The sequence below is a fragment of the Sphingobacterium sp. LZ11T8 genome (genome assembly GCF_024261425.1).
In the GTDB taxonomy this organism is placed as follows: domain Bacteria; phylum Bacteroidota; class Bacteroidia; order Sphingobacteriales; family Sphingobacteriaceae; genus Sphingobacterium.
Genome location: NZ_JANBZY010000006.1, coordinates 282973 through 307213, shown reverse-complemented (window position 1 = coordinate 307213; position 24241 = coordinate 282973). Strand labels below are relative to the sequence as shown.

17 protein-coding genes are annotated in these 24241 nt (G+C 36.0%); 9 read left to right on the top strand and 8 right to left on the bottom strand.

Annotation, left to right across the window (positions count from 1 at the left end; all coding sequences use genetic code 11):
* Positions 1–188: 188 nt before the first annotated feature.
* Complete coding sequence (gene erm(F), locus NLF99_RS15550) at positions 189–989, bottom strand: 23S rRNA (adenine(2058)-N(6))-methyltransferase Erm(F) (protein ID WP_004295323.1); 801 nt, start codon at positions 987–989, stop codon at positions 189–191.
* 400 nt (positions 990–1389) lie between these two features.
* Here erm(F) and NLF99_RS15545 point away from each other — a divergent pair, with 400 nt between their 5' ends.
* The 9 genes from NLF99_RS15545 to NLF99_RS15505 all read left to right on the top strand — a co-directional run bounded on the left by NLF99_RS15545 (position 1390) and on the right by NLF99_RS15505 (position 18270).
* Positions 1390–1851, top strand: a complete 462-nt coding sequence (locus NLF99_RS15545) for a MarR family winged helix-turn-helix transcriptional regulator (RefSeq protein ID WP_010257559.1) — start codon at positions 1390–1392, stop codon at positions 1849–1851.
* A 9-nt stretch (positions 1852–1860) separates the two neighbouring features.
* The gene (gene arr, locus NLF99_RS15540) at positions 1861–2307 is read left to right on the top strand and encodes an NAD(+)--rifampin ADP-ribosyltransferase (RefSeq protein WP_010257556.1); all 447 of its coding nucleotides are present in this window, start codon (positions 1861–1863) and stop codon (positions 2305–2307) included.
* Positions 2308–2484: 177 nt separating this feature from the next.
* Positions 2485–3204, top strand: coding sequence for a hypothetical protein (locus NLF99_RS15535; protein ID WP_254529444.1), 720 nt, complete (start codon positions 2485–2487; stop codon positions 3202–3204).
* A gap of 462 nt (positions 3205–3666) precedes the next feature.
* Entirely contained in the window at positions 3667–8346 is a 4680-nt protein-coding gene (locus NLF99_RS15530) for an ATP-binding protein (RefSeq protein ID WP_254529441.1), read from the top strand.
* A gap of 2 nt (positions 8347–8348) precedes the next feature.
* On the top strand, positions 8349–10661 hold the full coding sequence (locus tag NLF99_RS15525) for a PIN domain-containing protein (RefSeq protein WP_254529438.1): 2313 nt from the start codon (positions 8349–8351) through the stop codon (positions 10659–10661).
* A gap of 560 nt (positions 10662–11221) precedes the next feature.
* Positions 11222–11527, top strand: coding sequence for a helix-turn-helix domain-containing protein (locus tag NLF99_RS15520; RefSeq protein ID WP_254529435.1), 306 nt, complete (start codon positions 11222–11224; stop codon positions 11525–11527).
* Positions 11527–14133 (top strand): AAA family ATPase, encoded by a 2607-nt coding sequence (locus tag NLF99_RS15515; protein ID WP_254529433.1) that lies wholly within the window; start codon positions 11527–11529, stop codon positions 14131–14133. The genes NLF99_RS15520 and NLF99_RS15515 overlap by 1 nt, the downstream gene beginning before the upstream one ends.
* A 4-nt stretch (positions 14134–14137) precedes the next feature.
* Complete coding sequence (locus NLF99_RS15510; protein ID WP_254529430.1) at positions 14138–15757, top strand: site-specific DNA-methyltransferase; 1620 nt, start codon at positions 14138–14140, stop codon at positions 15755–15757.
* Complete coding sequence (locus NLF99_RS15505) at positions 15757–18270, top strand: DEAD/DEAH box helicase (protein WP_254529428.1); 2514 nt, start codon at positions 15757–15759, stop codon at positions 18268–18270. The genes NLF99_RS15510 and NLF99_RS15505 overlap by 1 nt, the downstream gene beginning before the upstream one ends.
* 371 nt (positions 18271–18641) lie before the next feature.
* Here NLF99_RS15505 and NLF99_RS15500 read toward each other — a convergent pair whose 3' ends face one another.
* From NLF99_RS15500 to NLF99_RS15470, 7 genes are all read right to left on the bottom strand, one after another.
* The gene (locus NLF99_RS15500; protein WP_254529425.1) at positions 18642–19316 is read right to left on the bottom strand and encodes a hypothetical protein; all 675 of its coding nucleotides are present in this window, start codon (positions 19314–19316) and stop codon (positions 18642–18644) included.
* 3 nt (positions 19317–19319) lie between these two features.
* Positions 19320–20234, bottom strand: coding sequence for a relaxase/mobilization nuclease domain-containing protein (locus NLF99_RS15495; RefSeq protein ID WP_254529423.1), 915 nt, complete (start codon positions 20232–20234; stop codon positions 19320–19322).
* Positions 20215–20577, bottom strand: coding sequence for a plasmid mobilization relaxosome protein MobC (gene mobC / locus NLF99_RS15490; protein ID WP_254529419.1), 363 nt, complete (start codon positions 20575–20577; stop codon positions 20215–20217). The genes NLF99_RS15495 and mobC overlap by 20 nt, the downstream gene beginning before the upstream one ends.
* Positions 20578–20647: 70 nt before the next feature.
* Positions 20648–21601 (bottom strand): toprim domain-containing protein, encoded by a 954-nt coding sequence (locus NLF99_RS15485; protein ID WP_254529417.1) that lies wholly within the window; start codon positions 21599–21601, stop codon positions 20648–20650.
* A 70-nt stretch (positions 21602–21671) separates the two neighbouring features.
* Entirely contained in the window at positions 21672–22718 is a 1047-nt protein-coding gene (locus tag NLF99_RS15480) for an AAA family ATPase (protein ID WP_254529414.1), read from the bottom strand.
* Positions 22715–23026, bottom strand: coding sequence for a DUF3853 family protein (locus NLF99_RS15475; protein WP_254529412.1), 312 nt, complete (start codon positions 23024–23026; stop codon positions 22715–22717). The genes NLF99_RS15480 and NLF99_RS15475 overlap by 4 nt, the downstream gene beginning before the upstream one ends.
* A gap of 226 nt (positions 23027–23252) precedes the next feature.
* Positions 23253–24239, bottom strand: a complete 987-nt coding sequence (locus NLF99_RS15470; RefSeq protein ID WP_254529409.1) for a hypothetical protein — start codon at positions 24237–24239, stop codon at positions 23253–23255.
* Between the last annotated feature and the right edge of the window lie 2 nt (positions 24240–24241).

Below are 24241 nucleotides of genomic sequence, written 5' to 3'. Positions count from 1 at the left end.
ATATGGTAGCCGATAATTGCCGGCTTTCGTGCCAACTTGATACTTTGGTGCTTTTAACGAACCGAAGTGCTAAATTGATACGAAAGTGCTGTAAATCCGGCAACTACGGCTACCATTTTTCGTTATGCGGCAGCTTAAAAGACGACACCAAACCAGAAAAATCATCTTGACAACCACCCGACTTTGAACTACGAAGGATGAAATTTTTCAGGGACAACTTCCAGCATTTCCAAAAAACAGTTTACCCATTGACTTGGAGACAAACAAACAATTTGAGCATTAAGGTTTAAACCGAATTTTTCCGAAATTGACCTGACCTGACTTTTCCTGAAAATCGACTTTAAAGCTGTTTTTACAGATAAATCAGGTTTCTCTAACAGACAGGAAATAAATGCTAAGTATTTGGCTTTAAACTTAAAATCAAAAAATAACTGTTTTCTTTTAATGTTTAACAGGGCTGATTTGACAGTTGGCGGTGGAAAGAAACTTTCAGGACCTACCTCATAGACAAGTTTCAAATCAAAAAAAGTATGATAGAAAACGGTATATGGATTGTAAAGCTTCCTCGAAAATAACTTTTGTGTAGGTTCTAACTGAAGGACAATGGAACCTCCCAGAAAATTTCCAAGACTCTCAAACATCAGGATTTTGAAAATATCGGAAGTAATGCCATAAGGAATATTTGACACCACTTTGAAAGGAAATTTCGGAACTGCAAAATTCCTAAAATCACAACCGACAACTTGAACATTTCGGGCATCAGAAAATAATTTTCGTAAATGTTCAACCAAAGCTGTGTCGTTTTCAATAGCAACAACATTGTTGGCGATTTTTAATAAATGAACAGTAAGAAACCCCTTGCCTGCCCCAATATCTAAAACCGTATCCTGATTACTTATATTTGCTTGTCTTATTGCATCTTTTATTAGCACTTTATCAATAGTAAAGTGCTGACCCGTAAAACGAACGGGCAATTTCTTTTTTGTCATTAGTAACTTCTTACAGGTGAATACTTGAATTCAAATCACAATTCATAATTCAAAAATTGAAATTGCTTGACTGCAAATTTAGTAACTTTGCTTGACAAATTAACGAGAAAGAAGAGAAAATGAAAGCCGACCGCATAACATCACCTATACGCAAGCAGGGGGTTCGTGCTTCGTAAGACAGGAAAGTGGTAAATTTGAAGTTCAGTTCTTCGTAGGAAGTTCAGTGGTTAAAATCCCTGCCTGCGTATAGCTGAGAAACGTTAGCGGGCATTGTAGAGCGACACCCATCCCTGACAGACAAACCAAAATCAACTATCCTTAAATTTTGAATCAAACATTTTAGGTAACTACCAAAAAAATATATTATCTTTGTTGTCAAGATAAATGGTTAACAAGATTTATGCCTGTCAAAGAAAAAATCATCAACTTAAGGAAATTGAGCCAACTTTATGCCTACACATCTATTCAAATGCACGAAAGCATTGGTAGAAAAATTGGACTGACTGGCACTGACCATAAATATTTAGGTTTCTTAATTCAAAAAGGTCAAATGACAGCAGGTGAACTTGCCCTACTTACAGGGTTAACAACAGGTTCGGTTACAGGGCTAATAGACCGGTTTGAAAACAAAAAACTCGTAAAAAGACAGCCCGACAAAACTGACAGGCGGAAAATAATCATAGTTCCCAATATTGATAGAATAACAAAGTTGGTTACACCATTTTATAGTAACTACCAAAACAAAACACACGACCTTTTTGTGTCATTCAATAGTGATGAATTAAACATTTTAGAAAAATACTTCCACAAAGCATTGGAGTTGATGAATAAAGAAATTGAAAAAGTAAACGAGAAACAATAAGAAATAACTATGAACACAACCAAAATAGAAGATAAAGCCGTACTTCATATTCCTACACCGTTTGCTCAAACCTATTTTCACGGAACAAAGGCTGACTTGAAAATTGGCGATTTCATTCAAGTAGGTTTCAACAGTAATTATGAAGAAAACAGAATATTAAAGCATATTTATGTTTCGGCTACACTGAATACTGCAATATTAGGAGCAGAACTTGCTTTGGGCAACGGACGTGAAAGGATTTATTTAGTAGAAGCAACAGGCGACATAGAAGATGACCCCAACGTAACGGACAAAAAATTTCCTGGTAATCCCACAAAATCCTATCGTTCGAAACATCCTTTTAAAGTTGTTGGAGAAGTAACCGGTTGGCACGGACATACCCTTGAAGAGATTAAAGCTATGAAAGATGGACTGGAAAAACTTAGAGAACAAGGGAAGAATGTTATTATAGACTAATGAATAAACAATTATTATTTGACATAGAACAACGACCCGCTAACATGGTATTTGCAATAGCACGACTGACGGAAGTAATTGAACATTTGTACTACTATCAACTTTTGTGCATATTTTCGGCTGACGGTTTTCAAATGCCGTGCCATCGCAAATACCCAAACCGTTATATGCCACTTTATGACTACAGAGCAATACGACATAAAAACTAATATCAAAATCGGACAAGAGATTTTTGAGAACTTACCCAACGACATCAGACCAGGTTGGGCAGGACTTGTTTTATCTCGCTTTGACCATTACATAAATAATATTCCGACTTCAATTAGTGAACTTTATCCAATCATAGACGACAAAAACCGCTGGAAAGAAGCACACGAACAATTTACCAAAATCAGAGTGTTCGGACTTGAAAACAAAAATCACAACCCTGACAATTATTTAAGACTTGCTGAACTAGTAGCCAAAGTAACTTACAATGCTTCGGGACAATCGGCACCATTTGACAACGACAGCGGACATTATATTGCAAGTTTGGCTCTTAAAGCAACAGAACATTTTGACGACAATAGACTTGAAGAAGAAGTTAAGTCTGCAATTCTGTTGTTTAGTCGCAACAAGAAGTTCAAAGATAATTTAACAGCAGCTAAGGACTTCTTGCTTTACAAAAAAATTGACGACATACTTTGGTTTGACTGGGACCCAATTGGCATTAACGACCTTGCACCAAGAGACGAATATCAAAGTTACGTTCCTGAAATTTTCGGACTTGTAAAAGCAAAAGCTGACAGGCAAGAAATCGCAAACATACTGCACAAACTTGAAACTGAAAATATGGGAATGATCGGAACAATTGAAAACTGTTTGACCATAGCCGACAAAATATTGAAAGCGCAATGACAGATAGAAAAGCGGCATATAACAAGGTATTGCCAAAAGCGGGGCTGAACGGCTTCGATTGGACATTTGTGCAAGGTTCAACTTTCGTTCTTCGATTGAACTTTAGTGCTAAAAATCCCCGCCTTCGGCAATACCCAAAACGTTGAGAGGAAATCCCTCCGGGCTTCCCTCTCAACGGATCAGGCGCTTGCCGGAGTACAGCCCTTCGGGACTGTCCTCTAACACGCGCTTGGAGCAATGCTCCAGCACGTGCGCCAAGCGCCTGATCCGTTATCAGTCACCCTATTGACGACCGTGCTAAAATTCAACAGACAGACAAATGACAAAACAAGCCAACGCTTCGGCAAAATCAAAAGAGCTGTAACCTACCGCACAAAGCCAACGCTTTGCTGCACATTTGCTTTTGCCCCAACCGCACACCAACAAGAACGAGATTTTATAAAATTGAACCTGAGATATTGAATGAAAATAAAAAGTGCAAAATCATTCCGATTTTGGTACAAAACCAAAATAAAAGAGATTGAGAGAAACGACCCAACCCATAATGAAAACTTTGTAGGCACTTATCACAAAGAAAATGGGAAGAAAACTATAAAAGGTTTTTTTGAAATGTATCACGGGGACAAACCCGACATTGCAAGCTATCTGCCATCAATTCTGAAAATTGCAGAAGACGGACAAGCAATTTATGAGTTTCTGCAAAATGCTGTTGATTGTGGTTCTACACATTTCTACATTTTCTATAATGACAAATACTTTTTAGCAATCAACAACGGAAGTCCATTTGATGTTGAAGGCTTACAATCAATTTTAAACATTGCCCAAACAACTAAAAAAGACCCCGACAAAATCGGACGATTTGGAATTGGTTTTAAGTTGGCTCATAGATTAGTTGGAAAAAACGAAGGTACGGACGAGCTTGTTAGACAATACAAAGGTCCGATTTTATTTAGTTGGGCTAAATTAGAAGATTTGGAAAGTTTGTTGAACAATGAACAAATTGAACCGTTAGTTCCTAACAAAGAAAATTATCAAGAGTTTATCAATTCGCCATATTTACTAAAACTCTTACTTACAAACTTTCCGTCAGACCCAGACGAGAGAGTAAAGGATATAAATTATCAAGACAAAATTTTATTTCCACAAGAGGAATTAAAAGAACTTATTAATTTCCTAAACGAAAACTTTAAGCAACATTCTGACAGCTTAAAGAAAAACGTACTGAAAAAAGGCAGTTTGTTTTTTATCAAATTGGGCGAAGACAAGAAGAAACTTTTAGATAAAGATTATTCTGAACTTGTAAACGGTATTCAGTATTCTATGAATACACTGAAACGTTTACAAAAAGTCTATATCAATAACGATGATATTGGAAAAATTCCTTTACAGCTTGAAGAAGGAACTATAAAAAAAGGTTCTGACGAGTTTGAGCTAATTTCGCCTGAATACAAAGAGTTTGACATAAAATTTGCTATTGGCTTCAACACAATAAAATTCGGAAGCGAAAAATCGTATGAACAAATAAAATTGCTCAAAGAAAAACCGAATTTTTACAAATATTTCCCAATGGGGGATGAAATTAACGGACTTGGTTTTATTGTGCATTGCGACAGTTTCAGCAATGAAGCCAACCGCAGGAAATTACACGAAGATGATGTAAATAGAAATCTGTTTCCCGAACTTGCAAAGTTTATTACACAAAGACTTGACGAATACAAAGCAAATGACCGCAATAAATTTTTAAATCTTTACGCTTCGTTGCTTTTGTCTGATGTTCCAGAGAGACAAAACAATAAATGGTTGAAACCTATTTTTTATGATACTTTGTTGGAGTATATTCAAACAAATATTCCAACCACAGATGATATAATTGACGAGGTTGATAATGTAAAAATCAAAAAGTTTGATTTTGATATATCTTTATCAGATTTGGGATTAAGTGATATTCATTGGTTTTATTGGAAAGATGATGAAGACAAATATCTACTAAATGAAGCTAACTCAAATGAAAAAATTGGTATTGAAGAATGGAGTTTACGAGATGTTTTTGTCAATGCTGATTTGGATTGTTTAAATGATTGGATAAAAAGTTTATCCGAAGAGGATTACAACAACTTTTTAAAAGAGCTTGATAAAGAATATTTTTCAAAAGAAGCAATTGAAAGATTGATTGAAGCTGACCTTTTCAGATTTTCAGACGGAGAATTTTATTCAATAAATGAAGTCATTGATAATGAGGATTTGGTATTCCTTTCAAACAAGATTTCAAATATTCAAACAGAATTAAAATCGCTTGACTTCTTAATTTCCGATTTGGATATTTCATCGTTTAGTTTCTATGAAAAGATTTCGTCTAAATTAAAAACAGATGAAGATTTGTATGATACAATTTCAGAAAGGACTTCAACCGAAAATAATCTTGCGGTCAATCAGAAACAAAATCTTTTCAGAAACTTCATCAATCCTGCAACAAAATTTATTGGTATAGGCGATGAAACACTCAAAAAAATTGAACTGTTTTGCGATAATCAGGGAGAAATAAAACCCCTTTCTCAATTGGTTAGTAGTTCGCTAAAAAAATACACTTGGTTAAATCCCTATAAAATTAAAGCAGATGAAAACTTTGATAAATTAAGCAACTACTTAATTCAAGAAGAAGATTTATTTGACAAAATCATTTTACCCAACATTGAAATCATTAAGGCCGAACTTACAGAAGCCAAAGAAATAAAAGAGCTATTGTCGTTTTTTAAGAATAATCATCGTTCCTTTTTCAATGAATATATTATTCAAAAACAAATCAATGGTTATGAAATAATTGAGAAATCAAACAACTTTCAAATCGTTCCGCCAAATAAGGAAACAAAAGAATTTATTGAAAACTATTTATCTGATCAATTGATTGTCTTGCCTTATGACTTTTCGGATTTTAACAACGAAAATGGAATAATAAAAGGCGAAGATTTACACAACTTAATTCTGGATTTCGTTGAGGCAGATGAACACAAGGAAACTCTTGTAGATATTATTCATTACGATGAACCTAAACGTAAGTTTTTACAAAATATTTCAGAGTTTAGATTTCATTCGGACACCAAATATGCCAAGGACGATTACGAGTATAAAATCTTGGAAATGGCTTGTGGTAAATTAAAAGGAAGCAATTATCAAGAATTTAAAGACAAAGTTATAATTGAAACAGAGGAACAGGAATTAACCCTTTCGGAAATTCCACCTTTTACTGACAAGATAAAAATTGATGATTACGAAATTAGTCTTGCCAAAATCCTTCCTGACAATTATGAAAACAGTGACCATTTAAGCGGATTGATAACTCAATTCATAGGTCTTAGTTTAGATAAAGAACAAATTGGAAATTTATTTGGCGTAAGCGAAGAACCTGAACCAAATGACATTTTTCAAATGTTTTCTGAGCAAGTTGAAGTTTTAGAAAATGCCGAACAGTTGGCATTTTTATTTCTCTATGGCTTGTATATTGAAAGAATAGATTTTAGTCAGTTTAAAGCTCTAAACGTTGATGAAGAAGAAATTGATTTAGATACAGACAAATATATTTCGGAATTTGAATTTATACAACAATCTGAGGTTCTAAATCAAAAATACAAAGGCATTACCAAAATTTTCAAAGATTTTCCAGTTATAGTAGAAGACAATGATAACCTATTAATAATAAAAGAACCATACTTTGAAGAAGATAAATTTATTTGTCCATACATCAAAGACGATTTATCAGATGATGAAAAATTAAGTCTTGTAAATTTCTTATACGATCAATGGGATAAGAAAAATAAAAAAACAGCAATTAGAAATATTGATTGGAGCAAAATTGATGATACTGAAACAGAAAACATTTTAGGTTTTAATCCAAACCATTCTGTATTTCCAAGTAACTACGCTTGCGAAAATGAACAATTACCAGATTATCTAATAAAATGGATTGGTGAAGATGAAAACAGAATTGATTTTATTTCAGACTTGGGTGTTTGGACTGAAAGAGCCGTTATAGTTGAATTGCGAAAATTCTTAAATGGCAAAAGCAAAGAATTTCAAAACAATCGTTTAACACAAGAAACTCGCTTTAACGATGATGAGACAACGCTTTTCAATTCGTTTGAATGGTTAAAGGAAAATGATTTGTCACTAAAAACGGTAGAGCAATTTGAAAAATTTAAGAAAGTTGTTGAAGTTATCAATGAAAACAGAAATAATAAGGGAGATTTGGTAATACAAGAGGAATACGACTTTGAACTTTTAGAGGAAAATTCAACGGAATGGAAAGAAACAGAGAACTATAAAATTTATCTGTATGATGAAGAAATGCCAAAAACTGTTGGGATTGATGAAATAGACGAATATGTATTTTACCGTTATAATGAAGATAATTATGCTATCAACGAAAACATAATTTATCTGAACAACAAAGAGGATAAAAAGAAAATACTTCAAAAAATCGCTTCCGATGATGAAAATGATTTTTCTTTTGAAGACTTGTGGGCTTTGTTTGGCGAAAGTTCAAATAGAGAGCAAGAGCTTGAAAGAGAAATTGTGAGATTACAACAACAAATTGCGAAAACCGATAACGCTACATTAGGAGCAGAATTTAGTTCCGACATCTCCAAAAATGACCAAAAAGAAGCTAACAGAGAAGCAAAAGAACTTGTTAAACAACGATTGGAAAATGAAGGCTTTGAGTTTTCGCAAGGTATAGGTAATTATTCAACGATTGACGGTGTTGTAAAAGGCGACATAGAATTTCCGCTTGTTGTGAAAAGTTACAAATACAAAGACGAACCGCTAAAAATTGGGGCAAACGAATGGATACAACTAATGAAACCCAATTCGATGTTTTGGGTAAATTTTGGTAATGGAAAATTGGGTTGTCTAAAACTGTATGAACTTTTAAGACATCAAGACAAAATTACAATCAGTTTCAGTACAGAAAATCTTGATGTGGACGACCGATTAGATAAGTTTGCAGAATTATTGCATTACTTTGGCAATGTTCATTTTGATTTTAATAGTGTTATGCCGAGTAATATTGCCAGTAATTTAGGAGATTACCGTTTTGATAAACGTAAGACCGAAGAAGATTTAAGTAGTGATGATGAAAGTTTATTATAGAAATGAGATACACAAGGCAAGAACATAGCAATTTCCTTGAAGAAGAACTTCAAGCACAAACAAAAGCGTTTAATCAAAAACTAAACTCTTCGGCTACTTTTTTACTTCAAGAGAGAGAAGAACTTTTTGTTGCTCAATTCTTGACATTCAAAGACGGAGAAATGATTTTAAAATTCTCTACAAAACGTGGTTTGCCACGAAAAGGAGAATACTTGTACTGTTTTACAGTTCCAAAAGAGTTACGAGATTATAGAAATTGGGGCGATAAAACCTATGGCGATTTGATAAAAGAAAAAGGAAATTTTACTGAGACGGTTTGTGTTTGGCAATCTTCTGCAAAAGACAAAGACGGAAACATTGATACGAATTTTAGTTTAGCAGGCTTTCGGGGTGTGGACTTAGATTTTGCAGTAAATATTTCTGAAGCTGAAAAAATGATTTTGCTTTTGGGTCCGAACAAACCGCCTTTTGAATACATTGCCAATCTTCAAAAAATAGTGCAAACCAGTAATTCGGAAAATGTAAATCAGATTTTAGACCAAGATTTTCAAAATTCAAATTGGCAACCGTCATTACTTGACAATCAAAAAGAAATCCCGAGTTTTATTTTAAATCAACTGACATTAAGCGATCATTTAATTTTAATTGGTCCGCCAGGAACGGGAAAAACATATCAAATTGCAGAAATCTGTAAGAAACTTTGTGAACAAGGAAAATCTGTTTTGGTAACATCGCTTACAAACAGAGCTTTAATGGAAGTTGCGGAAAAGCCAGCATTAGCTGATTTGTTGGGAGCAGGAAAAGTTTTTAAAACTAAAATTTCAACAGACGAAGAAAAAGAAATTCCGCAACTACAACAAATAAAAGAGTTGAATCCACAGCCAAGCAACTTGGTTTTATCTACGTTTTTTATCGCAAGTAGCGAAGCTACGAACATAAAAGACAATCCACCTTTTGACTATGTAATCGTAGATGAGGCAAGTCAGGCACTACTTGCAATGTTTGGTGCGACAAAACTTTTAGGAAAGAAAAATATTTGGATTGGTGATACCAAACAGCTTCCGCCTGTTGTAGCAATTAACGAAGATAAAGTCAGCAAAAAGAATTACGATTTTTTGGTGGACGGATTAAAAGCACTTTCAGGTACAGCATCTGTCCCAATTTATCAATTAACTGAAACTTATCGTTTACCAAACAGAGGTGCAAATTATACAGGCATATTTTACAATAATAGCCTAAAATCAAAAGCGAAAAACGACATTCGTTTCACTTTCTCTGAATTACCGAACGATGTAAGAATTTTCTTCAACTCACAAGGTGGTTCAACACTTATAAAAACCGATTTGGAAGTTGGAAACAAAAAGCCAAAGAATGCTTTGGAAATTGCTAAATTATTGGTTGTTAATTTGCTGAAAGTCAATGAGAATCTACATATTTCTGTCTTGAGCAATTACATTGAAACGGTAAAAGCATTGCAAAAAAGTATCTTTCAAACCGTAGGCAATCCTAAAAACTTGCTCATTGAAACTATTGCAAGAATACAAGGTTTGACAACAGATGTAACGATTTTTGTTGTTCCCAATTCGGGTTACAATCATTCTTTGGAAAAACGCTTATTCAACGTTGCCACAAGTCGTGCAAAGCGACATACAATTATCATTTCAGACACTAACGTTGTCACTTCTTATCCTCAATTAGACGAAGAAGTAAAAGCATATTTGCAAAAACTCAATGAGGAGTTTTCCTTTTATTACACGTCAGACAGAAAGTTAATTGAAACTCGAACGCCCGAACCAAATGAAAGCAAAGAAACTGAACAACATCAAACACAAACAGGTTTAAAAATTCTTGGCAAGATTGACCTTTCACAATTTGACAAACCCAAAAAGGAAATCAAAAAAGACAAAGAAAACATTTACATCATAGACACAAACGTTTTTGTTGATTATCCCGACATTATTTCAAAAATTGACAAACAATATCAAATAGCTTTATCAGCAAAAGTCATTGACGAATTAGACTATTTGAAAATTTCATTGACCGAAGAACAAAAGAAAAACGTTCATAGAGCAATCAAGCAAATCAACGAAAGTTTTGACAAACGAAACCTCAAAATGGACACAGCAGACTTGGCTTTGCTTCCAGACGACTTTAACAAAAAATCACCCGACAACTTTATTTTGTCCGTAGCATTGAAATACAAAGACGAAAACCCAATTATGCTGACATCTGATAACGGATTGCAAATTAAAGCCAAAGGTTTAGGCATAACGACAATAAAATTAAAAGACTTTTTAAAACAAACGAAACATTAAGCCAACGCATTGGTGGCACATTTGCATTTTTGCCGACACACAAAGCCAAACAAAAAATGCAAAAGAGCCACCTGCCAACGCACCACGGCAGAGCAAAATGAACGGACAAACAACATATGGACAAGCAGGGCGAACCGATAACAAGGTATTGCCAAAAGCGGGGCTGAACGGCTTCGATTGGACATTTGTGCGAGATTCAACATTCGTTCTTCGACTGAACTTTTGTGCTAAAAATCCCCGCCTTCGGCAATACCCGAACCGCTTGGAGCAATGCTCCAGCACGTGCGCGTTATCGGTAATGGCGTTTGACCGCTCTGAAACAACATCAACGGACAGACAGAAAAACGAAAAATTGCCAACGCTTCGCAAAAATTAAAAGAGGTGCAACCAACCGCACAAAGCCAACGCTTTTGCACCACATTTAATTTTGCCCAACCGCACCCAAGCCCACCCACCACCCGACTTCTAACTTAATGTTGATAAAAACTTTAGCAAATACTTCAACCGTCAGAATTCATTTTGTATATTTGCCAATATTTGTCAAGTCAAAATAAAGCGAATTGAAAACAATAGGAATAATATTGCGTGAACTACGGGAAGAAAAAGGGCTTTTGCTTAGAGAAGTCGGAGCGGAACTTTCGCTTGACCCAACTATTTTAAGCAAAATTGAACGTGATGAACGTATGCCGACAAGAGAACAAGTAAAAGCCCTTTCGGACTTTTACAAAGAGCAGAAAAATGATGTAATCATTGCGTGGTTGTCCGACAAATTGGCTTATGAAGTGCAAGATGAAGATTTGGCATTACAGGCTATAAAAGTGGCGGAGGAAAAAGTAAAATATAACGTAAAAAACAAACATAAATAGTGAGTGAAGTAATTGAAATAGCAGAAGTAGAACAACAAGTGGAAACGCTTGAAACGGAAGTGAAGAAATTCCCTAACGGACTTCCCTATTGGGCAAAATTTCTTGCAGAGAAAATTTTGTCGGGCAACGCTATATCTGATAACGACATTGATACTTCATATTCTTATTTGCTTGAACATTTAAAACTCAAAGAAGAGACCGAAAAACCCGAAATTTCTATTGATTACAATGCTGAAAATTCGGGAAACTATAAAACTGATTTACTTCTTACCAAACTTGAAAATGTTGAAGGCGTAAACGCCTTAACAGAAAACCAAACGATTGAATTTAGTCCGAACCTGACTATTGTTTATGGTGCAAATGGTTCGGGAAAATCAGGTTATGTAAGACTTTTGAAAGACGTTTTTTATTCAAAAGCACCCGAACCAATTTTACCAAATATTCACATTGACAGCGGACACAAACCTGTTAATGCAAAATTTACTTTCAAATCAAACAATACTAAAACTTCGTTAGTATTTGCGGACAAAGACAATGCAGAATTTGAGCAATTTGCAGTTTTTGACGGAAACAGCGTTTTAAAACATCTTGAAAACAAAAATGAATTTGAATTTAGACCAGCAGGATTAAGTTTTTTTGCTGATTACACAAATGCAATCATTCGTGTTGAGCAAAAACTAAATGCTGAAATTATAAATAAACAATCGCCAAATGATTTTGATATTTGGTTTGACGGCAATTCAGAAATAAAAACGCTTGTTCAAAATCTAAATGCTGATACAAATATTGATGACTTAAAAAAACATACGCCTTTTTCTGATGAAGATAAAACTCAAAAAGGGGCGATACAAAAACAGTATGACGAACTTCTTTTGGCTTCAAAAGAAACAGGTAAAAGAATAAAAGAGTATGAAAACATCAAAATTCTGTTAAGTAAAAACAAACAGGATATTGAAAAACTAAATCAATTTTTCACAACCGAAGTAATTGAGAAAGTAAAAACAGCTATTTCGGATTGTATTTCAAAAGAAGCGACAGCGAAATCCGAAGGAGTAGAAAATTTTAAGACCGATAAAATTGAAGGTGTTGGAACAACAGAATGGAAAAATTTTATTGTTTCTGCCGAAGAATTTGCTAAAACGCAAAAAGCGGAAAATATAGATTATCCCGAAAATGGCGACAACTGTTTGCTTTGCCAACAACCACTTTCAAACGAAGCACAAAAGCTAATTTCAAATTATTGGGCTTTCATCAAAAGTGTTGCGGAGCAAAACGCAAAGCAAGCACAGGAAAAATTGGATAAAGTCAAAGGGAATTATGAGAATTTAAACTTTGATTTATTTCCGCAAGACAATACACTTACCGTTTGGCTTACTGAAAAATATTCAAACGAATTAGAAACATTAAAGCAAAAACTTTCAGAACAGAAAACGCTTGCTCAAAATATCATTGCTGACATTCAAAGAAAAACAGCAAACGAAAGAGAAGAAATACAAATCAGCGTTGAACAACACACTGCGATTGAAACAGCTATTGATAATTCTATTAAATTGCTAAAAGAAGATGAGCAAAGTAAAGAATTGGAAAAATTACTGAACTCAAAAACGCTGTTGGAACACAAAGAAAAGTTCAATACACATTTTTCAAAGTTTGAAACCTTTATCAATAATCAAGTTTGGATTAAAAAGGCGAACAACGCTAATTTTAGAAAGACTAAAACAGACACAACAAATACAGAAAAGTCATTATCGGATAAATATTTCAATCAAAAATACATTGATACTTTTAACGAAGAATGTCAAAAACTGAATGGGAGTTTTGGAATTGAAATAAGCACCACAGGTTCAGCAGGAAAATCTTCCCGACAACTCAAACTAAAAGGTAAGAAGCCGAATGATGTATTAAGCGAGGGCGAACAAAAAGTAATTGCTATTGCTGATTTTCTTGCAGAAATGCACTTATCCGAAGTAAACAAGGGAATTATTTTTGATGACCCCGTTACTTCCTTAGACCATAAACGAAAAGAAACAATTGCCCAAAGATTAGTTGAAGAAAGTGATAAAAAACAAGTGGTTATTTTCTCTCACGATATTGTCTTTGTAAAATATTTAGAAAGTCACGGAAGAAATAAATATAAAACTGACAAGACAAAGGTTTTTGTTCACTCTATTGTTTGTAGTGGTAGAGAAACTATTGGTGTAATTGAATTACAGAACACACCGCTTAAAGATAGCACATATACCAATTCACATATTCCGAAGCAATACCACATAAGAGCTAAAAAGGAAGCTGACCGTAGTTTTGCTCAAAACCTTATTCGTTCAGGTTATGGGGCGTTGCGCAGCTGTTATGAAGGCATTGTAGTAACGAAATTGTTAGCAAGCACTGTCCAGAGATATGACACTTTGGTAAGAGTTCCCAACATTAGAAATGTAAAATTCAATAATGATTTATATGAACGTATTGCTAAAAACCATTCTGTTCTTCACGATTTAATTGAAGGACATTTACCAGTTGACGAACTAAACCAATTTCTCACTTGTGATAAATTGGAAAATGAAATAATTGAATTTGAAAACATTCTAACCGAATTAGAAAAGATATAACGATATGCCAACACTTAATTTCAAAGGAAAAACATTTGTGCAAAACCACCATCTGGCGGTTAAATACCACCAACTTGTGCCAAAGGCAGAATACAGTCTTACGGACAAAGTTTCTTTGCACGATAACCTGATTGTACAAGGCGACAACCTGAAAGCATTAAAAGCACTTTTGCCTACTTACGCAGGAAAAGTAAAGTGCATTTATATAGACCCACCTTACAATACAGGAAACGAAAATTGGGTGTACAACGATAATGTAAACAGCCCGATGATTAAAGAATGGTTGGGCAGTGTGGTGGACAAAGAAGATATGACACGCCACGACAAATGGCTTTGCCTGATGATGCCACGTTTAAAACTTTTACGTGAATTATTGAGTGAGGATGGTGCAATTTTTATTTCTATTGATGATAATGAAATTCATCATTTAAGGTGTATGATGGATGAAATATTTGGGGAATCAAATTTCTTAGGTCAAGTTAGTAGAGTAACAGGAACGCCAACAGGTTTAGGAAATAAAGGCTTAGTTTCTGAAATTGATTACGTCGTAATATATTCAAAGGGAGAATCTGAATTATTTAATGGACTTCAAATGGATGAAAAGCAGTCCAGCATATATAATCAAGAAGATGAAAATGGAAGATATCTAACAAGACCACTTAGAAAAACAGGTGGTGAGGATAAAAGAGAGGATAGACCATCAATGTATTTTCCAGTAACTGCCCCAAATGGTGAAGAGATTTATCCAGTTGGTCCTACGGGTTATGAAAGTAGATGGCGATGTTCTCCCGATAAATACAAGAAATTAGTTGAGACAAAACAAATTGAATGGAAACAAGACAAAGAAGGTGATTGGAAACCTTATCTAAAATTCTATTTAGAAGGTCGTTTAAAACATCCGACAAATCTTTGGCAAAGTATTGAAGGAAATAAAAAGGCATCGCTTGATGTGAAGACAATATTCGGCGAAAAAAAGTTTGATTATCCAAAACCAGTTGAACTTATCAAAAGATGCCTTGAAATATACTCTGATGATGATTCAATAATTCTCGACAGCTTCGCAGGTTCAGGAACTACGGCACACGCAGTTTTAGAACTCAATAAAGAAGACGGAGGAAACCGCAAATTTATTTTGGTGGAGCAGGAAGATTATGCCAATACTATCACAGCCGAGAGAGTTCGCAGAGTAATCAAAGGCGTACCAACTGCCAAAAGTGATTTGCTTAAAAAAGGAACAGGCGGAACATTCAGTTATTTTGAATTAGGCGAAACCATAGAAATGGAAAGTTTGTTGAGAGGCGAAAATCTACCGTCTTTCACAGAGTTTGCACGTTATCTTTTCTACACAGCCACAGGCGAAGAATTTAACGAGAAAAATATTGACACCAAAACAGGTTTTATAGGCGAAAGCAAAAGCTACGAAGTATATCTGTTTTATAAAGATGATATTGAGTGGTTGAAACAAAATGCTTTGACATTGGATATATGTAAAGGATTACCAAAATTCAAGGGAAAACAGCTTTTGATTTTTGCACCTGCCAAGTATGTGGACGATTACACATTGCTTGAACACAGAATTGATTTTTGCCAATTACCTTACGAAATTTATAGAATACAGAAGTAATGAAATTAAAGCACTATCAAGATAAAGTTTTAAAGGAACTCAAAGATTATTTGGGTGCTTTGGCTGATGCGAAAAAAGAGTTTGAAGAAATTGCCGAACTCAAACCGCATTTGGCAAAACATATCAATTTCCCGAAAGAGGCTTGGGAAAAATCGACAGGTCGTATTGTTTACAGTTCTAAAACAAACGGTTTGGACGAACCTATGCCCGATATTTATCTGAAAGTGCCGACAGGTGGAGGTAAAACCTTATTGGCGTGCCACGCTATTGACAGTATCCAAAAAACTTATCTTAAAAAACAAACAGGTTTGGTGCTTTGGGTGGTGCCGTCCACGCAAATTTATCGCCAAACTATAAAAGCATTAAAAGACCGAAACCACCCATACAGACAAGTTTTAGACATTTCGAGCGGTGGTAGAACATTGATAAAAGAAAAGACAGAAATGTTTAACCGACTTGATATTGAAGAACATTTGGTTGTATTGCTTTTGATGTTGCCATCCGCAAACCGTCAAAATAAAGAAACGCTAAAAGTATTCCGTGATCAAGGCGGATTTACCGATTTTTTTCCAAGAGAAGATGATTTTGAAGGACATAAAAAACTAAAAGAATTACTTCCAAATTTGGATTGTTTTACAACCGAAATGGAAGTTTTCGGAACGCAAATAAAAACATCATTGGGTAATACTTTGAAAGTTTTACGTCCACTTGTTGTGATTGATGAAGGACATCGTGCTTATGGCGAAAATGCAAGGAATACGATACGTAATTTCAATCCGTCATTTATACTTGAACTTTCGGCAACACCACCGCCAAACAGCAATGAGTTGGTGAAAATTACAGGTCGTGAATTGCACGAAGAAGAAATGATAAAGTTGGATATTCACTTAACCAACAAAACAAGTTTGGATTGGCATGACACACTTTTGGCAAGTTTTGAAAAGCGAAACGATTTAGAGAAAAAAGCCAAAGAGTACGAAGCCAATACAGGCGAATATATTCGTCCGATTTGTTTGATACAAGTTGAACGAACAGGGAAAGACCAACGAGATAAAAAGTTTATTCACGCAGAAGATGCGAAAGAATATTTAATCAAAAAATGTAATGTTCCCGAAAGTCATATTGCTATCAAATCAAGCGAAAAAGACGATATTGAAGGAATTGATTTGTTTGCCAATGATTGCGAAATTCGCTACATCATTACCAAACAAGCCTTGCAAGAGGGTTGGGATTGTTCGTTTGCGTATGTGCTAACCGTGCTTACAAACCCAAGTTCAGCAACAGGAATAACGCAATTAGTTGGTCGTATTTTAAGACAGCCGTTTGCACGAAAAACCAAAATACAGGATTTGGACGAATGTTATGTTTTTACATTCCGACAAAATGCAAAATCGTTGGTTAGCGACATCAAAAAAGGATTAGAAGATGAAGGATTGGGCGACATTGCAGGAAGAATTGTAAGCGATGAGGCAGGAACAGACACAGGCGGTTTGAAAGAGCGTGAAATGCAGTATCGTTCGGGCTTTAAGAAGTTTGAGGGGAAAATTTATTTACCAAAATTTGTTGTACAAGAAACAGAAAGTTGGAGAAATCTGAATTTTGAAATTGATATTTTAAGTGAGATTGATTGGGAAGACATCAACATTGATGAAATTCAAAATCTTTCGTTACAAAACAAGTTGAGCAAAGAACAAGAAATTGTTTTGGGTTTGAGCAATGAAGAACAAGAATTGCTAAGAGAAACAGGCAGAGCAGAAAAAACAGGAACATTAGAAATAGACGAAGTTTTTCTGACAAGACAGATAACTGAAATAGTTCCTAACCCTTGGTATTGTTTCCAGATTGGCAAAAAAGCGATTGATTTATTACAAACGAAATATGACCGTGAAACGGTTGCAACCAATTTTGTTTTCATCATAGAAGAACTAAAAAAGGTTTTAGACAAAGAGCGTAACCGCTTATCAGAACAAGTTTTCAGAAAAATGATTACCGACAAAAAACTTTGTTTTTTCTTGATTGAAAACAAAGGTGGATTTGTGTTGCCATCAAGAATAAAAGTGAAAAGCAACAAACAGTTAGTCCGTAACGACAACACGCCAATTCAGAAATCCTTGTTTGACTACGTTCCCGAAGAAAATATAAACGACCTTGAAAAATCGGTTGCCATTTACCTTGATGAACAAGAGAAACTATTGTGGTGGTATCGCAATATGAGCCGACAAGATTATCATATTCAAGGTTGGAAACCTAACAAGATTTATCCCGACTTTCTTCTCGCAGACAAGCAAGAAAGCAAGGACGACTACGGAACGGTTTATGTGTTAGAAACAAAAGGTATTCATTTGAAAAACGAGGACACAAAATACAAACAAGACGTGTTTGCATTGTGCAACGAATTAGGAGCAAAAAAAGCGTGGAAAGAATTGTTTGACGAATTTCCCGACCACGACTTTCAGTTTCAAGTAGTGTTTGAGGACGAATGGCAAACTAAAATCAATGAACTAATGGCATAAAACAACCCACGCTTTTGGTGGCACATTTGCATTTTTCCAACCGCACAAAGCCAAACAAAAAATGCAAAAGAGCCACCAATCCAACGCACGACAAACGACCGAATAATTGCCACTATCGATAACAAGGGTTTTGCAAGAGAGCGGGCGAAGTGCTTCGTTTGAAACTTTTTCGTAAATTTGAACATTTGTGCTTCATATCAAAGGTAGTGCTAAAAATCCGCTCCCTCGCAAAGCCCAAACTCGTTGAGAGGAAATCCCTCCGGGCTTCCCTCTCAACGGATCAGGCGCTTGCCGGAGTACAGCCCTTCGGGACTGTCCTCTAACACGCGCTTGGAGCAATGCTCCAGCACGTGCGCCAAGCGCCTGATCCGTTACTCAATCTCTTTTAGCTTTTTAATTTCTTCTCGGCTCCTATCTATACTGTATAATAGTTTGTTTTCCTCTTCTCTTTTAATTACCAAATCGTGAAATTTATCAGAATTTAGGGAGTATGCAGAATCGATCTGCGCGGTAACATTGGGTAAATCCAACGCTATCATCCGATAACGCATTTCATAGGATGTCTTATCGCCAATCTGTCTATCCTTTTCCAGTAACATGCCTAATCCCAAAGAAATTACCACCGAAAACAATATTATGATAATGATCACGGGCGTTGATTTCAGGTCAACGCCGTACAAATGTCTTATATTTACCTTATCGGGTATCTGTGAAATTTTGGCAACTATTTCATTTTCCTTTTTAGTCAATATCGAAAGGTGTTTGCGTGTTGTTTCAGAACTCCTGTTTGCGACATCTTCCAGTGAACCATAGTCTTTGATGATCTTGGATAAGATGACGTTCTCTTGTTTAATAAATGCTTTTATATGGCTTAGATGTTCCTGATCCTTTGCACGCATATCATGAAATTCCTGCATCGCTTTTTCATTTGCCGAAAGTAACGATACAATGGTCGGCATAATGCGTACAATATCCTGCGTGATAAGGTCTGTATTTTCTTGAAGCGCATTAACTTGTTCTTGTAAGTTCTCTATTTCAGTGGTCATGTTTTAACGTTTTAATTTGTATTTCTCTTTTTTCTTTCTTTTTCTGATGAGTGCATCATCTTGATCGGGTGAGATTGAGACAGGAAAGGAAAATAAAGCTGATGCAATTTCTCCAATCACATTTTCGATATTATTATCCATTGATTGGCTCACTGACGAATCACTATCTGAAGGTTGATTTATGGCTTGTGACTGGTCAATGTTCTTCAGTTCCTTGTGTATCTGTCCAAAGCTCAATGAACGGTCAATGGCAGAACCCCGAAATACTTGTCCGTTCTTGGAAAAAGAAATGCCCTGTATTTCATCTGTTCCCGATTTGTATTTAAACTGGATTTCCACGCCCTTGTACCGTAAATAGTTCTCCAGTTCAACCCAGTTTTTGCTGTGGCGTATACCAGCCTTGACAGTATCGTAAATCTGGTATCGTGTCCTATCGTTACCTTTGAGCCTTCCTCTGTTAACATTCTTTTTGCCCTCGGACTGCTTGAAGCCATACATGGCGTTGAGTTCCTTACAAGCTTTAAAGCTCTTGTACCGCCCATTGCTGTTGGAGATAGTTTTGCCATAATCGTTCACACGGTTGTAAATGATGTGGATATGGTCGTGCTGACGGTCGAAATGTCGAACCATCAGGCATTGGGTGTCTTTAATCCCCATTTTGGAGAGGTACCGCTTGGCGGATGATACCATGATGTCGTTGTTCAGCATGTTCTTGTCATCGGTATTCCACGAGAGGATAATATGCCCGACTGCCTTACCCAATCTGGGATTCAGCATCCGCTGAAAATTAAAATCCTGTGTAATAGTCTTAGCCGAATCCGTCCGCAGTCCGTTAGCGTGGATAATCTCACTGTCTTTTTTCAGTACGTACCCCACGCACCCACCGAATGACTTCCCCTCAATTATCTTCGCTATCATGATGCAGTAGTTTATCAATACAATAGTTGATGTGGCTAATCGTATTCCGACACTCCGTCGCCACGTCAATCAATCCTGTCTGGTGGGCTTTTTTTGTCAATTGGTTGAGGTTGTTCGAAGCTCCTGTAATTGCCCTCAATGCTTTGACCTGTTCCTCGGTAAACCTCGGGACGATTTTTCTCATAACGGCACTTCTGCGTACCCATTCCGATTTGCTCATCCCTGCGGTTTCTGCATTCTGCAAAACCTTTTTATGTTCCGTTTCATCGAAACGGACATTGATTCTGAATCGTTTTTTATTTTCAAGTGCGGGTCTACCGCCTTTGTTCTTTCTGTCTTTCATGATGTTCTTTTTTCGCTGTGACCATCGGGAGCTTATCGGTTTTGGGTTCACCAAAACACAACCTTGCTCCCTACCTATTCGATAGTTTTCTGCCAGTAGGACGGTTTTCGATTTTGGTGCCGGATAGACCATGCACCAGATAATCATTCACGTCTTTTATCAGACTGTTCCTGCGCTGTAGTTCCTGTATTCCGTTTTTGAGACCGTGGGTTTTTCCAAAACGGATTTCTAATTCCCTGTATGCCTTTGTTCCCGACTCGTCCGTGTCCAAATAGCTGATAATAGTTTTGTGCCGTTCCAAAAAAGGAAATGACCTTTTCAGGTGGGCGGTAGTGTTCAGTATACAATAATCTGTACTTGGAAACGGTCGGTCGGCGATCTTCCTTAGTGTCAAAAAAGAAAGCCAGTCCATAAATCCCTCGAACAACATAACCCTGTCACTTCCGTTATCTACGGTCGTGATGTCCTTTGTCATTAACGACCGTTTATCATAGGGATTGCGCAGTTCAAATCCCCCCGAATCATTGACAGAGCATACGGCAAAATATGTCTGCCCGTTTGCCGTCTGGTAGTAGATTTCCTTGCAGAAAGCCTTGGCAATATCGGGGTCAATCTTACGCTCATTAGACAGGTAGCCGAGCAATGCTTTGTTTTCAAGTGGTTTTACGGACAGTATGGTGTAGCCTGTCTCTTTTTGTGTCTGTACGGCGTGCCGACTATTCGAGACGGTCTGCTGTTGAAAAGAAAAGATATTTTTTCTTTCATCAGCCCACTCCAAGACTTTTGCGAGTTCGGATGTGCCTAAGAATTTCATCAGGAAATCAATATTGTTCCCTCCGATACCCTCGGAATGGGAGTACCATATATTTTGATGTACATCCACCTTTGTCGATGCCGTCCGTTCATCTCCTCCGTTAAAGGGGTTCTTGAACCATGCTTCCCTGCTGTTCATCTTTGCACAGGGAATCTGTAAATGCTGTAAAATGGATATGAGCGGTATTCGCTTTAAGCCTTCACATGTCATATTCTTAATTTTTAGAGAGGTTTAGTTTAGTCTATCTATATATAGGGGCAGACTAAACTAAACCTGTTTTTCAGTAATAGAATTCTGGATTGAACCGATAGGTCTTATCGTTCTTGATAATCATCCTTTTGTTTTCAAGGAACGTCTTTAGCTGTTTTGCTTTGTTCGTTCCGAAATTGAAACCTTTTGCTAGATAAGCTTCCTTCAATCTTCGGACAAAGTCATCATATGTACAGGTAATTTCACTGTCGTTGAACATTTCCTGTAACACTTCTCGATGATTCTCTTTAGAAAGTTCTTGATAATCAAAGCCTTTTCTGGATACTGTGCCTGACAGATCAAAATTTTCGTCCAAAACTGGTAAACCATCATCAATAAAAAAGGTAAATGGCTCGAATTCAACATCTCTAATAAACTTTGGGGCAACAGTGCTGTAGTTTGCATCCATATCGCTTTTAGTAACCTGTAAGATAGATTCCGCCTTATTGTTCAACTCTGTTCCCAAATGCCCCCGTGTGTTGTCATCTCCTTTGTTCAGGTGTAGCACGGTGTGGATATGGATATTCAGCTCCTGTGACCATTTCATCAACTTACCTGTAATCTCCGTTGCTTCTGTAGCATTATTAATATCGTAAACTAGGTCCCTGATTCCGTCAATTATGACCAGACCGACCCTGTCTGCATATTTGAACAAAGCATATTCGATGATATTAAGACGTTCTTTCGTAGGATACTCTCTTAGAGAAATCAATTTTAAGTTCCCGTGTACTTTTGTCGGTGGATAATCAATAAGCTTATATACCCGTGAAAGAAGCCTGTGACAATGGTATTTACTCTGCTCGGTATCAAAATACAATACTAAGGGACGGTTTTCGGGAACTTTAACTTTGTACTCTAATATTTGCCTACCGCTCAATGCCGCCGCAACCAATGAAATCACATTGAATGTTTTCCGGCTCTTTGCTTTCCCTGTAGATGCGCTAAAATTGCCAAGCGTTCCAATGACGGAATCCGAATTGCTGATTGTTATCATGATAGGAGGTTCTTTAAATTCATCTGTTATTTTAACTGTAGATTTTTCAAGAGCTTCGACAATATTCTGATTAAATGGAATCATACGAACCTCCTTTTCTTTTGATTGGTATACTCCTTAAACAATTTTAAAGCAAGCCGAGTATCAACAATAATTGTCCGTTGATCCTGTTGAATCGCACCAGTAATTACACCACTGTTTTTTATTTTCTGTGCTTTCGATTTGCTACAATTAAACAACTGCATAATACCCGAAATACCATATACGAATTCAGGGAATGTGCTTGTTGCTTCTTCTTTAGGTATTTCTGCGATTGCTTCTCGTTGAATAGCCAGTAATTCCTCGCCAGTCATCATAGCGACAGGCTTTGATAGTAATTCACGAATGTCCATGTTCTTATTAGTTGAAATTAAACCATTGCCGTGCGCATCGGCATTTAATGTTCGAACATGAGCTAAGGTAGGAGGTTAATATCGTGGTAAATATGTGGTAGAATCAAATACAACGATATTTATTTAGCTTGTTATCAGTTGGTTAAATAAGGATGGGTGATTTTCTTTGTGGTACGATTGTAAACTAAATCTTAAAAAGTATTCAAAAACTCATTTAAGCGGATTATTATTTGTTTGAATGGTTGAATAAGTCTTTTAAGCGTTTATATAGCTTCTTCCATTTTCTACTACTTTGGATTTGTCGATAGTGTGCTTTATACGATGATAGTTTGATATTCTGCATATTATGGATTTTTTCTACCCATTTATTTCTGGCACTGTCATCAAGACGTTTAGAAAAGGAATCTACAAGAAAGTACAATATAAAATCTGGTGAAATTTTCAGATTGGTTTCTTTATTCAGGTTGATTACTCCGTGAAAAGTTTGAGCATCTACTTCGATAATCTTATTCTCTATTAAAACTTCATAAACAGCACCTACCAAATACATTGGAAAATATTCATGATATACGTCGTTTTGGGAATTTTCTCTGTATATATCAAAGAGTGGCTTTATCCTAGCCTTCAAGACATTAGTTACCTCTCCAAGGATAGATTTTGTTAATTGAAAATCATTCTCAAAAAATTGTTTCGATTCAAGGATTTTGGCTTCATAGTCCTGTAATTTAGATTGAAAGATTGGTTCAATCCGGTCAATTTCCAATTCGGTCTTTATCCTACGGGTATCATCACCGCCGAAGAAATAACTATCCAACGACCTTTCAAGTGCTTCTTTTTTCTTTCTAACTTCTGTAAATTTCTTTGTATATTCTCTGATTTCAAGTTCAAAAAGTTCATGTTCCCGACGAAATGATTCTGTGGATGAATTGGCCTCAATCTCAAAATTTCTAGTATTAACTAGTTCAGCTAGTCCATTATAAACGGCGTCAAAATTTCTCGTTAGTCCTATGATTTTTTCACGACTAGAATTGACAAGAAGATAATTTATAACTTCTTCAACTGATGAGGAATCTAAACGCTCTAATAAAGTTCGCTTTACTTCTGCTAACTTATTCCAGTCAAGATCCTGATTATTTATCTGTTGGTGTAGAACCTCTTCATACCGACGTAATAATGTTAGAAAAGATATTAACTCATTTTCTTCTTTTTGCATAT